This is a genomic window from Janthinobacterium sp. GW823-FHT03B06, from assembly GCF_058796955.1.
In genome coordinates this window covers 704,804-718,124 of sequence record NZ_JBXAJE010000002.1, presented here as the reverse complement: position 1 = coordinate 718,124, position 13,321 = coordinate 704,804, and the positions used below count along the sequence as shown (strand labels likewise).

Here is a 13,321-nt window from a genome sequence, read left to right as displayed (position 1 = left end):
CGGTTAGCGTTTAATGAAATCGAATGGGGTGCTGTTGCCGATGGGGAGCAATTCATGGCCCTCGGCCAGCTGCGCCACCAATGCAGCTTTGGCCTGGCGCGGAGTTATGGCGCGCCCGTCCGGGCGGGAGAAGCCGCGCAGCTCTTGGAGCGGCCTGGCCAGCACGCTGCGCACGTCGATTGCCAGGTGGACGAGCGGGGCTGTCATGCCAGCACTCGTGGCAGAGGTATGCCAAGCCTGATGCCCACGCCGGTCGGCACGACTACGTTGATCAGCCAGACGGTGTGCTGGGGGTTGGGCTGCGCGGTGGCCATGAAGGGCGGCTCGATGCGGTAGCCGCGTGCCCGCATGACGTCGAGCAAGCGCAGCATGTCGATACTGCGGCCGCCGTCGGACGACAGGTCAGTTGGGGTACAGCGAACGGACTTTGCCAAGTGTTGCAAGCGCGCCAGTGCGGCGGACGCGGCGAGAGCCTGGCTCAGGTGTTGGTCGTGTGCCAGCGGCTTGGTGGCGGGCTTCATTGCGCTGCCTTGAGCGGCTGGACGGATACCAAGCAAGGACCGAAAAGATCGATCATATTCATGATCACGGACGCAGCGTCTGCGGCGATGGCGGAAAGTGGAAGCCCATCGCAAGGCAGCTGGCCAGGCATGCGAACCGTGACATTAAAGGCGTTTGAGTTTCCCATCGGCATCACCCCATCGTTGTGGTTGCTGTTTTTGATGGGGTGGAGTATTACACAATATGTGTACCCAATCAAACAAAATGTGTATTGTTTTGTGTGATTGTGTATCCGAGCTACTTTATTGCAACCGCCCGACGAGGAAAATTTGCCAAAGTGTAGGCATAAAAAAACCCGCAATATGCGGGTTTTTGATGTGTAGTTTGTCTAGATAGCGCTGCTTACTAGATGTGATCGCTTTCCTTGCGGACGACGCGCCCAATTATGATGCAATCGCCGCCCCTGCATAATTTTCGGTGGTACTTGCGCTGATCTGGATTGTCTGAGGTGAGCCACCATTCCCCCGCATCCCGAGACAAACGCTTTACAACTGCTTGGCCTTCATAGTTGAACGCGTACACCGCGCCGTCTACCATTTGCGTGTCCGCAGTATTAAGGATCACTAAATCGTCTTCATAGAGCGTGGGCTCCATGCTTTCCCCTTTTACTTTGATCGCAATCAGTCGATCAGTGGCGAAGCCATGGCGCGCAAGCCATCGAGGATCAAGGGCGACGGTACCGCCACTATCGAACTCGGGATCTGCTTGAAAGCCCGTGACCCCGGCAGACAGTCGCAGCTTTACTTTTTTGATATGTGCATAGGCTGGATCGCCTCGCTCGACTGCCTGGACGCGCGAGGCGCCTGAGGGGATGCTTGCACTATCCAATCCCAAGAGTTGGTCTGTGGTGAGATCAAGAATCTTAGCGACAGACACAGCCTTCCCGCTGGGAACTCCGCGAGTCTTCCAGTTTGTAACCACGCTTGGCGAGAGCTGCAGGGCTTCGCGCAACCATTGCTGATCTTTCCCCAATTGAGCTAGTCGATTTTCTACGACTCCCCAAGGGATATTGGCCTTTTTATTCATAGACACAGAATAGTCAACACTTCACAAGGCGTGTTACACAAATTGTTTGTTGTGAATACACAAAACGTGTATTATCCGTTTCCATGAACCCATTAGATAAAGCAGTTCAGTTGTGTGGCGGCCCATCCGCCCTTGCCAAGGCAATTGGCGTTAGCCCCTCGCGGCTAGGAAATTGGCGTGCGCGCGGCGTGCCAATTGAGTGCTGCTTCTCAATTGAAAGGGCAACTGGTGGTCGGGTGTCGCGTAAGGATTTGCGCCCACTGGATTGGCAAAGCATCTGGCCGGAACTTGCTTCGATGGATGCCGGGCACGCAGGCCGTCAGTTGCCATCGTCAACAAACATTCTCGACACCGTACCGGAGCATTCCGTTGTCGGTGTCGATCCGCGAAGCAGGGTGTGAGCTGGATCAATTTTCATGTCGCAAGCGTAGCTTGACCGCGTAACAAGAACAACCACCATGAAGAAGGAAATGTTGTGAAAATTAAAAAATCGTACCTTGCAATGATCAAGGCCTTTCCTGGCGGTTGGGATGCAATTGCAGCCGCCCTGGACATGAGTCGCAACGGACTGGAAAATCGCGTGTACGAACGCAAAGGGCAGGGCGTCACTGTGGATACTGCTTTGCAGCTGCAGGCGTTTTCCAGCACTACGCTGTTCGCTGAGGCCGTGGCCGCATCGAGTGGCGGCGCATTCGTCAAGCTGCCAGCAGACATATCCGATGGCAACGAGGTACTGGCAAAGAAGTTCCGCGACATTTACGTCCGTTTGGGTATCTTCGCAGCTCACTTCGAGGATGCGACTGCAGACGAGGTCATCGATGCGCGTGAGCGTGCTTGTCTCGATGCCGATATGGATGGTCTGCAGCGCGGGCTGGCCGAGCTGATGGCGTTGACCATCCGCGTCTATTGCCAACCTGACGGTGGTCAGGACGGTGCAGCATGAGTGCGTATCGTGTCCCTCGCACCGGTACGCGTCCTGACATCGCCCTGCGCAAGTTGCTCCAGCTGGGCGGCCGCACGGACTTGACAACCTGGATGCATGCCATAGCCTGGAGTGGCACCATCACCTCGTTCGAGCGCGATATTGTCAACTCGCTGACTCGCTGCAACGTGGTGCGTATCGAGGCTGGTCAGTACACAGTTACGCAGCGCGGGCGCGAGTATGCCTGTCCTGCGACTATCACGGCGATGTCGACGGTAGGTCAAGTTGCAGGCCCGCGCCATGTGCCATCTAAGGCACCATTGTCTGCTCGTCACATGGCGCGGGCCGGGCTGGTGCGCGAAGGTGCACTGGACTACGCACAGATTCCGTCCCGCTACGGTAGCCAGCGCGTTGCGCACAAGGCGAAGGTGCGTACCGCGTGACTCTCGACGATTTTTCCGCAGTCAACAGCGCGGCCATCCTTTCCATTGAGTCCCTACTTAGCTCCTGGTTCCCGAGCGGCGTGCGTGAAGGGATCGAGTTTTGTATTGGTTCTTCCTCCGGCGAAGCCGGCAAATCAATGCGTATCCGGCTCGAAGGGGATAAAGCCGGCGTATGGGCTGATTTTTCCGACGACGGCGTAGCCGGCGCTGATCTCATTTCCCTCTATGCGCACATCCACGGCGTGAAGCAGGGCAAGGCGTGCGCCGACCTAGCCGCGCAGCTGGGCATTACGCTGACGCCCTCCGATTCTTCGTCACCTGGGGCAACGCGCCCTATCGTTTCGGCCCAGCCGAAAAACACCCCTAGTCGCGCGCCCGCGCAAGCGGACAAAGGGGTACAGGCGCTTTCCGAGGCAAAAATAAAGACGCCTTGGGCGCCAATTTTGCCCGTCCCGGCCGATGCTGGGCCGTATCCGAAGGCACATGTGGTGCGCGGCAAGCCCGATATGTCGTGGGAATACCGCGACCAGGGCGGCCAGCTGCTGGGCGTGATCTATCGCTTCACTACCTCGGACGGCGGCAAGGAAGTGCTGCCGTGCGTGTTCGCGCACCACCCTGTAACGAATCGGCGTGAATGGCGGTGGATGTCGTTTCCAGTGCCTCGCCCGCTTTACCTGCGTGGCCCGCTGCGGCCGGAATTGCCGGTACTGGTGATTGAAGGCGAGAAATGCGCCGATCGTGTACACGACATGCTCGCCGCCGAGTTTGACGCCGTGTCCTGGGTTGGCGGCAGCAAGGCGGTGGACAAGAGCGACTGGACGCCGCTGGCCGGCCGCACGGTCATTTTGTGGTCTGACGCTGACGCCAAGCGCTACAAAGAAAAGCACAAGCGGGCCGGCGAGCTGATGCCGGAAGCGGACCAGCCCGGTATGGCGGCGATGATCAAGATTGGCGGCATCCTGCGCGGCTTGGGCTGCACGGTATTTTTCGTTGACGTTCCTGCACCAGGTGAAGTGGCCGATGGCTGGGACGTGGCCGACCTGATCGATGGCGGCGCCAGCGTCGACGAGGTGATGTCCTGGGTGACGAAGTTGCGCGTCGCAGAGGTCGAGACAGAGCATGTCGCCGAGCCGGTCGCGGCGCCGGCCAAGACCGGGGATGACGTACCTGATTGGGTCGACGAGCAAATGGATTCCTTGCCTGGAGATGGATCTACCCCTTTGCCAGCTGGCGCGGGCATGTCGCCTAAGCAGCTGCGGTCGCAGTTGATTCAGACGGCGAACGGTGGTGTCAAGGGCTGCCGCGAGAATGTGTACATGGTCATGCAGGGCGATCCACGCCTGATCGGCCTGGTGGGGCTGGACCTGTTTTCCGGCCTGCAGGTGAAGCGACGGCCAACGCCATGGCGCAGCGAGCCGGGCGAGTGGACCGAGGGCGACGATTTCCACCTCGGCGTGTATCTGTCGCAGCACCATAGTCTGCTGCTGGCCGCCATCGGCGACATCGAGCGCGGTGTCGCCCAAGCCGCGCGCGAACATGCGTTCAATCCTGTGACCGACTATATGGACCGCTGCGGCGCCATGTGGGATGGCGTGCCGCGCGTTGCTTCGGCCTTGTCGCAATATTGGGGCTGCGTCGACAGCGAATATCTGCGCCTGGTGGCCACTATGTTCTTTGTCGGCGTGGTGGTACGTGCTTATCGCCCAGGTGTGAAGCACGATCATGCGCCCGTGTTCGAGGGTGGCCAGGGCGAGGGTAAGTCGACCGCGCTGAAGGTGTTGGGCGGCGACTGGTTTGCCGACACGCCATTCCGCATGGGTGAAAAAGACGGCTACCTGTCGATCCAGGGCGTGCTGCTGTACGAGGTTGCCGAACTGGAGCAGTTCAACCGATCCGAAGTCACCGCCATCAAGGCGTTCATGTCGTCGACCGTCGACCGATTCCGGGAGCCGTACGGCCGACGCATGAAGAATATGCCGCGCCGCTGCGCCTTTGCGGCAACGACCAATGAGGGCGAGTATTTCAAGGACACGACCGGAAACCGGCGCTTCTGGCCAGTGGCCACTGGTCGCATCGACATGGATGCCTTGATCAATGACCGCGACCAGCTGTTCGGCGAGGCGGTGGCGATGATGAATGCCGGCGTGCTGTGGTACCCGACGCGCGAGCAGCAGGACCGCCTGATCTCGCCGGAGCAGGAGTACCGCGAGATACCAGATCCGTGGCATGGCCATATCTACCGCTACCTGGAAGGCATAGATGGCGATGGCAATGAGAAAGTCACTGGCAAGATCAATCGAGTCACTGTGCTGGACCTGCTGACGCGTGGCCTGCACTTCGAGATATCGAAGCTGGGCCCGGCCAAGCTGGAAACGATGCGTATCGGCGCGATCATGCGCAAGCTGGGCTGGACCAAGGACAGGGAAACATCGGGTGCGCGCGAGCGGTTCTACGCGCGCCCAGCGCCGGCGCCTAAGCCCGGTGCTGAACCAACACGGGAGGACGATGATGTTCCGCTTCCCTTCTAACGTAACGGGCATTGCTATAGCAATCGTCTGCCAGGGATCGTGGGCGCCGTGTGCGCAGGCGGAAAAGGCGGAATTGCGGGCGGCGGTGCGCGTCACATCGACCAGGCTGGACCATCCGTCCAACCTCGTCAATTTGAGGTTGGACGGCTGGAACCCGCATGGAATGCGGCCCCGCCAACCTTCCAACCTCGCCAACCCAACCGCGCAAGCGCACATGCGTACGCACGCACGTATACGTGCGCGTGTATGGCCTTTTTCGGCAAACCCCTTTCCAGTCAAACCTAGAAATAGGTTGGGTAGGTTGGGAGGTTGGCAAAGCAAGCAAGCATGCGGGTTTCAGCCGTCCAACCTTTTGGCCCACCTTTTTGAGGTAGGACGAAATAGCAGGAGAGTGGCATGAGCAACAGCAACATGAGGGAGCAGATGCCCCAAGTAGCGGCAATCATAGATGCGTTCCGTGAGGCATTTGGGGCGGAGGTGGTGGACGCGGCGATACGGCGCGGCGTGCGCGGTGGGCAGGGGTTTCACGCTATCGAGAATGGGCATGAGGTGGGTACGCCGGTTTATTGGGGCGTGCCGCTGGATAGGACGCCTGGGCAGTATGAGAGGCGGACGGGTGAAGTGGCATGGCAGGCAGCATTGGATCAGCAAGCGATTGATAACGAGAAAAGGGGCTAGGCGATGGAAGTGAAAGCGGAAGAAGCGGTATTTGAAAATGTGGGGCAGGCGGTGCATGTGTCATTCCTTATCATGGCCCAGGAGGCAAAGCAAGATGCGCCGTTACGGGCGGCGCTGATCAAGGCCATGGAGTCGGTGCAATTGAACGGCCGGCAGCGTTGCTGGCTGGAGCAGCTGCGCGGCACGGCGTCGGGAACAATTAACTTTGGCGGACTGGATGGCAACGAGGTCCGCGCCCAGTGCGCCCTGGTGCTGCAGGCGGTAAAGCATCGGCTGCCGAAGACGGAAATGTGGGTGCTGCAGGCGAAGTACGGGCAGACGGATTTCGAAGATGTGGATGGCCATCGCCGCTTTGCATTCTCGGTTGAGCGCATCGAGGCCATCAAGGGATTGGCGGATTGGTTCCGGCCAATGTTCCCTGGACTGAACCCGCATGCTATCGACTGCATGCTGGGGCGATTGTTCGCCAATCATAAGCAACTGGACATCACGGTGCGCGACCTGGCCAAGTCATTCGGCGCAAGCCACATGACCTACCAGCGGGCATCGACAAAGCTGCACGGGCATGTGCGGGAGCTTGAACAGATGGCCTATAGCCGCCTCGCACCAAGCTTTGTTGCTGATGGCGTGGTCGAGGAGTTTTTGCAATAGCTTGACGTGGCTGTTACAGCGGGTGTATATTTCGGTCATTCTCGCAGCAGTAACGCCTAAAGCCCGCACAAGCGGGCTTTTTTGCGTTTAACGAGACGATTTCTCAACAGCGAAAGAGGTGATCTATCTCGATCCGCTCCATAGCGGGGGATACATTCGTTTCTGGTGCTTGCCCACTTCGGTGGGCTTTTTTATTTGTGTTGATGATAGGGCGCAGGGGCGCACCCTTCAACCACAAGGCGGCCGCTTTTCTTGTGGGGTGTTTTGTGCAGACGTCTGCACATGTACTGGATGGAGAAAGAATGGCCCTTGAAATATCCGTCCGGACCAATCTCGCAGACGTAGAGCGCGGGTTGAGCGACTTGGCCAAGCGGCAAATGCCATATGCCACAGCCTTAGCATTGACGTCGCTGTCCAAGTTGGTAGCTGCTGATGCGGTTAAGAACCTGTCCGCCAAGCTCAAGAACCCGTCGCCGTTTACGCTGCGCTCGGTGAAGGCGATGGCGGCGCGCAAGGATAACCTGGTGGCCAAGGTGTACGTGATGGACAAGGCGGCAGAGTATCTGGAGCCTTATGAGCGTGGCGGTGTGCATAAGCTGGCCGGCAAGGCGCTCCTCAATCCCAAGGACATCGCGCTCAATCAGTATGGGCAGTTACGCAAGGGTACGCTGGCCGCGTTGAAGGGGCGCAGCGATATCTTCATTGGCCCGGTCAGGACAAAGAAAGGCATCGTCAATGGTGTATGGCAGCGCACTGCAGCTAAGGCAACGATCACCAACAAAAAGACAGGCAAGACGCGCATCAGTTCGCGGGGTGTCAACACGTCCGGGGCACTGAAGCTGTTGATTCGATTCGGTGATGCGCTCGCAGTCAGGATACATCTAGGCTACCACGCTCGGGCAACGGCAATGGTCAATGCCAACTTCAATGCCGAAATGGAAAAGGCAATGATCAAAGCAATGGGGACTGCCCGTCCCTGAGGACCGGCCGGTCGAGTGTAAGGGCAGTGCGGAAATCAACGGGTCCTCCCTGGGGGTTTTGCTCCCGAGGGCATTGCGCGCCCCGTTCTTTCTCTAGCTGAGGAATTGCATACGCTTCCTTCCTTTTTAGATTACTGGGTACCGATATGGGAAAGCTGGTCAACAAGCGCGACCTGTCGGAAATCATGGGAGTGTCAGAGCGGACATTCACCGAGTGGCAGAAAGAACCTGGCTTCCCTTTTGAAATCAATGGGGGGCGGGGCGTTGGAAACAGCTACGACACTGCCAAGGTCATCCAGTGGATGATCGAGCGCGACATCGCGCGCCGCTCAGCAGAAAAGCCGCGTGACCGCCTGGACAGGTTGAAGGCGGACATGGTGGAGGTGGACCTGGCCGAACGGCTGGGCCAGTTGGCGCCGGCCGCGCTATTCGAGCGCGCCTGGTCTGACCATATCATCGCGGCCAAGACAGAACTGCTGTCGCTGCCGCTCAGGCTGGTTGGTGAGATTCATGCACTGCATAACGTCACGGTCGATACCGATCTGATCCTGGTGCAGATCGAGGCCTCGCTGGCCAAGCTGGAGAGTTTTGATGTTGACGCATTCGATTCTGATGAACCCGATCCTGAAAGCGATGATGCGCTCGACGGTGACGACGACGATTAAAGAAGTCCAGCGGCGCTGGGCGCCTGCACCGAAAATCAGTACCCGCGCCTGGGCGCGGAAATACCGTTACTTGTCCGAGCTGGAGTCGCAGCTGCCGGGCAAGTACAACTTGGACGTGACACCCTACCTGGCCTGGGAAAACGGGCCGCTCGATGCGATCGACGATCCAACCGTGCGCAAGGTGGTCGGGCAGAAATCCGCACAGATCGCATGGACCTCGGGCGTGATTGGCAACGCCCTGGCGAAGTGGGTCGACAGTGACCCGTCGCCGATCCTCGGGCTGTTCCCGAAGGAAGCGTCGGCCAAGGAATACATGGCCGAGAAGTTTGAGCCAATGGTCGACGCGACGCCCCGCTTGCGCGGCAAGATCGACCTGCGCAGCAGGAAGGCGCAGCAGCGCCAGTTATTCAAGCGGTTCCCTGGCGGCTTCTTGAAGCTGGTCGGCTCGAATTCGCCGTCCTCGGTGAAGTCGACGCCGACGCCGCGAGTGTTCGTGGAAGAACCCGACGATTGCAATTTGAATCTGAGGGGGCAGGGGGACTCGATCAAGCTGGCCGAGGAGCGGGTGAAGACCTACGCTCGGCCGAAGCTGATTATTGGCGGCACGCCGACGATCGAGGGTGTTTCGGCTGTCGTCGCTGAAATGGATAATTCGGACAAGCGCCAGGCGATGATCCCGTGCGGCGATTGTGGCGAGGCGCATCCGCTCGACTTTGAGAACCTGCGCTGCCTGGAAGACCCGCTGCAGAACCATCCGATCTTTGGCACCAAGCAGCCCGAGACAGCCTACTACGCATGCCCGGCCTGCGGCAGCACCTGGAACGATGCACAAAAAAATCGCTACGTGCGCAAGGGGAGTTGGGTTGCTACTGCGCCGTTTCGTGGCGTCGCCGGCTTTTACTTCAATGAACTGATGAGCCCGTTCCCCGGCTCGCGCATGTCGCTGCTGATGGAAAAGTGGTTGACGGCACTACATGACCTGAGTCGGGGCGATGCGGGGCCGCTGATCGCATTTGTAAACAGCAGCAAGGGCTTGCCTTATACGTATAAGGGCGACATGCCTACCGCTGGTGCGCTGCAGGAGCGCGAACTGGATTACGAGGCAAACACGATCCCGATTGGTGGCCTGATCCTTGTCGCCGGTATCGATATCCAGCATGACCGCATCGAGGTGGTGTTGCGCGCTTATGGCCGTGGCGAAGAGAGCTGGCTGGTGCAGTACATCCGGATATTCGGCACGCCTGGCGTGTATGAAGATCCCGTGTGGGCTGACCTGGACGCAATCTTGTTTCATAAATACCGCTCGGTGCGTGGTTTCAAGATTGGCGTTTCCGCCGTCAGCCTGGATACGTCGGACGGCACGACGTCCGACGCCACATACAAGTGGGTGCGAAACCGCCAGCGCAAGGGTATCGAATTCGTCATGGCCATCAAGGGTTCGAGCCTGACGGATTCCGAGATCTTTGCGCGGCCGGTGCCCACAAAGGACACGAACCGGCGCAACACCAAGGCCGCGAAGTATGGCCTGCAGGTGTTCATCGTCGGCACGTCGCGCGCCAAGGACCTGCTGATAGGCGAGCGTGGCCGGGTGTCGCTGGAAGGGGACGGGCCTGGCAGGTTCCATACCTACCGGAACGCCAGCCCGGAGTATTACAGCCAGCTGCTGGAGTCGGAGGTCAAGGCACCAGTTCGGACCAGCAACGGCCATATCGTCAAGGCCTGGCAAAAGAAGATCGGGCGCCGCAACGAGGTACTGGACTGCGAGGTGTATGCGTTGCATGCAAGCCGCGCGGCAAAGGTTCATCTTCGCACGCCGGCTCAGTGGAGTTCGCTGGAGGCCAAGTTGAGCCAGGCCGCATTGTTTGACGACGATGAGCAGCCCGATGTGCCGGTGCTGCCGAGTGATGTCGCGGCACCGCTCAAGAGCGCAGTTGCAGCCGCGCTGGAAGCCATGCTACCGGCTGTGGCACAGCAACCGGTAGAAGCCACAACCGCGCCGGCGCCGGTAGCCGTGCGAGTCGTATCCGTCGCCGCTCCGTCGGCATTGAAAAAACGTACCAATCGATTCGCGTAGGAATTTCATGACACCATTTAATGCATCCACCAGCTTGCTGGCCGGCATATCCACTGACGCGCTGAAAAAGACGCTGGCTGAGGCGCAGCAAGCCTACATCGACCTGTCGTCGGGCGCTAAGGGAACGTCTTATTCGTATACCCAGGGCGACGGTGCGCGCGCCGTAACCTATACCCAGACGAATATTTCGCAGTTGGTCGTGCTGATCCGGACGCTGCAGCAGCAACTGGGCATCGTCAGCCGTGCGCGTCGACCAATGCGGTTCCGATTCTGATGGGCAGCCCCGTCAAAATTCTCGGGCCAAATGGTCAGCCGCTGCCTCCGCATCGCGGCCGCGCGTTGATGCTGTCAGGTGCCGGTGGTGCTCCATACGACGCCGCCGACATGTACGGCGACCACATGGCCGACTGGAATCCATACCTGGGTTCGCCTGATGGCGACCTCAACATGCACCGCGACCGAATCATCTCGCGTGTGCGCGACATGGTACGCAACGATGGCTGGGCATCCGGCGCTGTCACACGCATCCTGGACAACGCGATCGGTGCTTCCTTCCGGCCTATTTTCAAGCCGGATTATGCAGCCTTGCGCGCTCACACGGGAATCAAGGAATTCGACCACGTGTGGGCCGATGAGTTCGGCCAGTGCTTGGAGGCCAGCTACAGAACCTGGTCGAACGATATTGGCCGTTACAGCGACACTCAGCGCGAAATGACGGTGGGCCAGCAAATGCGGTTGGGCTTTCGCCACAAGATTGTTGATGGCGATGCGCTAGCTATGGTGCATTGGCTCCCCGAGCGTCAGGGCCCTGGGCGTGCGCGATATGCAACCGCCATCCAGATTCTCGACCCGGATCGCCTGTCGAACCCGCAGCTGGTGTTTGACAACAACGAAGTGCGTGGCGGCGTCGAGATTGATGCATACGGCGCGGCTGTTGCGTATCACATCCGCCGCGCGCACCAGGGTGACTTCTTCGCCGGTGCCAAGTCGGTGACGTGGGAGCGCATCGAGCGCGAAACCAGTTGGGGCCGGCCGATCATCATCCACGATTTTGACCACGAGCGTGGCGGTCAACACCGAGGCGTAGGCATCTTTGCTCCCGTGCTGCAGCGGCTGAAAATGCTGGTTAAGTATGACGGCGCCGAGCTGGATGCATCGATCATCAATGCCATTTTTGCCGCTTACATCGAATCGCCGTATGACCCGGCGTTGGTGGAAGAGGCGATGGACAGCGAACAGCTTTCAGGCTACCAGGAGCAGCGCAAAGAGTTTCATGACGACCGCAGGATCAAGCTGGGCGGCTCACGCATGCCAATCCTGTTCCCTGGCGAGAAAATCAACGCGGTCACGGCGACGCGGCCAAACGCCAACTTTCAGGCGTTTGAGGCTGCGGTCCTGCGCAATTTTGCGGCTGGTACCGGTTTGTCCGCGCAGCAGGTCAGCAACGACTGGTCGGACGTGAACTACAGCTCGGCGCGTGGCGCCATGCTGGAGGCGTGGAAAACGCTATCGCGGCGGCGCAACGATTATGCGGTGGGCTTCGGCCAGTCGCTTGTCAGCGTCTTTGCCGAAGAAGCGATGGAAGTCGACAACCTGCCTTTGCCACGTGGCGCACCGCAGTATCACGAGTTCCGGACGGCTTACTCACGGGCCAAGTGGATGGGACCAGGTCGCGGCATCATCGATCCAGTGAAAGAGCGCCAGGGTGCCATTCTCGGCATGGATGCAGGTCTGTCCACGCTGGAAGACGAGGCAGCCGAACTTGGTGGTGTGGATTGGCGCGAGACGCTGAACCAGCGTGCCATCGAGATCGCGCGCTTCAAAGAGCTGGGCATCAAGCTGCCGGAATGGGCGGCCGGGTACGAAGTGACGTCTGCAATTGAAGATGAAAAGGCAACCTGATGAAATTTGAATTTTTGGCGCAGCGCCTGTTCAACACGCCGCTGGCAATCGCACCCGGCAAGGCCGAGGTGATCATGGCGGCGCTGGCCGACCGCTTGGGTATCAGCCAGATCGCACGGCTGAACCCTGCGCCGCTGATGATGGAGGACGATGAGGTCTATTCATCGCCGGGTCGTAATGGCCGCGCGGGCTATGAGGTGGTCGCTGGCGTCGCCATCATCGAGGTGTACGGCACGCTGGTGCAGAAACTTGGTTCGTTGCGGCCATTTTCCGGCATGACTGGTTATGACGGTATCCGCCAGAACTTCCTGACCGCGTTGAGCGATCCTGATGTGAAGGCGATCATGCTCGATATCGACAGTCCGGGTGGTGAAGTGGCTGGCTGCTTCGACCTGGTAGACGCAATCTACCGTGCACGCGGCAAGAAACCGATCTGGTCGATCTTGAACGAGTGCGCTTATTCTGCGGCCTACGCGATTGCCAGCGCCGCTGACCGTATCACGGTCCCGCGTACTGGTGGTGTCGGCTCGGTCGGCGTCATCTGGATGCACATGGACTGGTCGAAGGCGCTGACCGGAGCCGGCTTCAAGGTGACGTTCATCACCTACGGCGAGTCGAAGGCCGATGGACATCCTGAAATTCCCCTGTCCCCGGAGGCGCTTGCGCGCTTCCAGGGCGATATCGACATGATGGGTGAATTGTTTGTGACTACCGTTGCCCGCAATCGGAATATCTCGGACAAGTTGGTCCGCGATACCCAGGCCGCAACGTACCTGGGGGCGGCTGGTGTCGGCCAGGCGCTTGCGGATGATGTGATGGCCCCTGATGCCGCATTTCGGGCATTGCTTACTGAAATTGCCTAACCTTTTACTTTGGAGAACACATGAGCAA

The 13,321-nt window shown here is 59.3% G+C and carries 15 protein-coding genes; 12 read left to right on the top strand and 3 right to left on the bottom strand.

The features are described 5' to 3' along the window. Positions 1-3: 3 nt before the first annotated feature. The 3 genes from AC1RBA_RS09240 to AC1RBA_RS09230 form a co-directional block, all read right to left on the bottom strand. Positions 4-207 carry a hypothetical protein gene (locus tag AC1RBA_RS09240; RefSeq protein ID WP_492417806.1) on the bottom strand — a complete coding sequence of 68 codons (204 nt, stop codon included), beginning with the start codon at positions 205-207 and terminating at the stop codon, positions 4-6. After that, entirely contained in the window at positions 204-521 is a 318-nt protein-coding gene (locus AC1RBA_RS09235) for a hypothetical protein (protein WP_492417804.1), read from the bottom strand. Before AC1RBA_RS09235 ends, AC1RBA_RS09240 begins: the two co-directional genes overlap by 4 nt. Positions 522-906: 385 nt before the next feature. Next, complete coding sequence (locus AC1RBA_RS09230) at positions 907-1,587, bottom strand: S24 family peptidase (RefSeq protein WP_492417802.1); 681 nt, start codon at positions 1,585-1,587, stop codon at positions 907-909. Positions 1,588-1,670: 83 nt separating this feature from the next. Between AC1RBA_RS09230 and AC1RBA_RS09225 the strand changes: the two genes are divergently transcribed. From AC1RBA_RS09225 to AC1RBA_RS09170, 12 genes are all read left to right on the top strand, one after another. Further along, the gene (locus tag AC1RBA_RS09225; protein WP_348645768.1) at positions 1,671-1,988 is read left to right on the top strand and encodes a transcriptional regulator; all 318 of its coding nucleotides are present in this window, start codon (positions 1,671-1,673) and stop codon (positions 1,986-1,988) included. Between the two features lie 74 nt (positions 1,989-2,062). Further along, entirely contained in the window at positions 2,063-2,530 is a 468-nt protein-coding gene (locus AC1RBA_RS09220; RefSeq protein ID WP_492417800.1) for a YmfL family putative regulatory protein, read from the top strand. Then, positions 2,527-2,952: a hypothetical protein gene (locus AC1RBA_RS09215; RefSeq protein WP_492417798.1), complete on the top strand. Its 426-nt coding sequence runs from the start codon at positions 2,527-2,529 to the stop codon at positions 2,950-2,952. The genes AC1RBA_RS09220 and AC1RBA_RS09215 overlap by 4 nt, the downstream gene beginning before the upstream one ends. Further along, entirely contained in the window at positions 2,949-5,480 is a 2,532-nt protein-coding gene (locus AC1RBA_RS09210) for a VapE domain-containing protein (protein ID WP_492417796.1), read from the top strand. Before AC1RBA_RS09215 ends, AC1RBA_RS09210 begins: the two co-directional genes overlap by 4 nt. 396 nt (positions 5,481-5,876) lie before the next feature. Next, positions 5,877-6,158: a hypothetical protein gene (locus tag AC1RBA_RS09205; RefSeq protein WP_492417795.1), complete on the top strand. Its 282-nt coding sequence runs from the start codon at positions 5,877-5,879 to the stop codon at positions 6,156-6,158. A 3-nt stretch (positions 6,159-6,161) separates the two neighbouring features. Then, on the top strand, positions 6,162-6,809 hold the full coding sequence (locus AC1RBA_RS09200) for a hypothetical protein (RefSeq protein ID WP_492417794.1): 648 nt from the start codon (positions 6,162-6,164) through the stop codon (positions 6,807-6,809). A 302-nt stretch (positions 6,810-7,111) separates the two neighbouring features. Further along, a complete protein-coding gene (locus AC1RBA_RS09195; protein WP_492417793.1) occupies positions 7,112-7,789 on the top strand; it encodes a hypothetical protein in 678 nt (225 codons plus the stop codon). Positions 7,790-7,935: 146 nt separating this feature from the next. Then, complete coding sequence (locus AC1RBA_RS09190; RefSeq protein WP_492417791.1) at positions 7,936-8,454, top strand: terminase small subunit; 519 nt, start codon at positions 7,936-7,938, stop codon at positions 8,452-8,454. Further along, on the top strand, positions 8,381-10,528 hold the full coding sequence (locus AC1RBA_RS09185) for a phage terminase large subunit family protein (protein WP_492417789.1): 2,148 nt from the start codon (positions 8,381-8,383) through the stop codon (positions 10,526-10,528). Before AC1RBA_RS09190 ends, AC1RBA_RS09185 begins: the two co-directional genes overlap by 74 nt. 7 nt (positions 10,529-10,535) lie before the next feature. Then, the gene (gpW, locus tag AC1RBA_RS09180; RefSeq protein ID WP_492417787.1) at positions 10,536-10,802 is read left to right on the top strand and encodes a gpW family head-tail joining protein; all 267 of its coding nucleotides are present in this window, start codon (positions 10,536-10,538) and stop codon (positions 10,800-10,802) included. After that, a complete protein-coding gene (locus tag AC1RBA_RS09175; protein WP_492417785.1) occupies positions 10,802-12,430 on the top strand; it encodes a phage portal protein in 1,629 nt (542 codons plus the stop codon). Before gpW ends, AC1RBA_RS09175 begins: the two co-directional genes overlap by 1 nt. Next, positions 12,430-13,293 carry a S49 family peptidase gene (locus AC1RBA_RS09170; RefSeq protein WP_492417783.1) on the top strand — a complete coding sequence of 288 codons (864 nt, stop codon included), beginning with the start codon at positions 12,430-12,432 and terminating at the stop codon, positions 13,291-13,293. Before AC1RBA_RS09175 ends, AC1RBA_RS09170 begins: the two co-directional genes overlap by 1 nt. Positions 13,294-13,321: the final 28 nt, after the last annotated feature.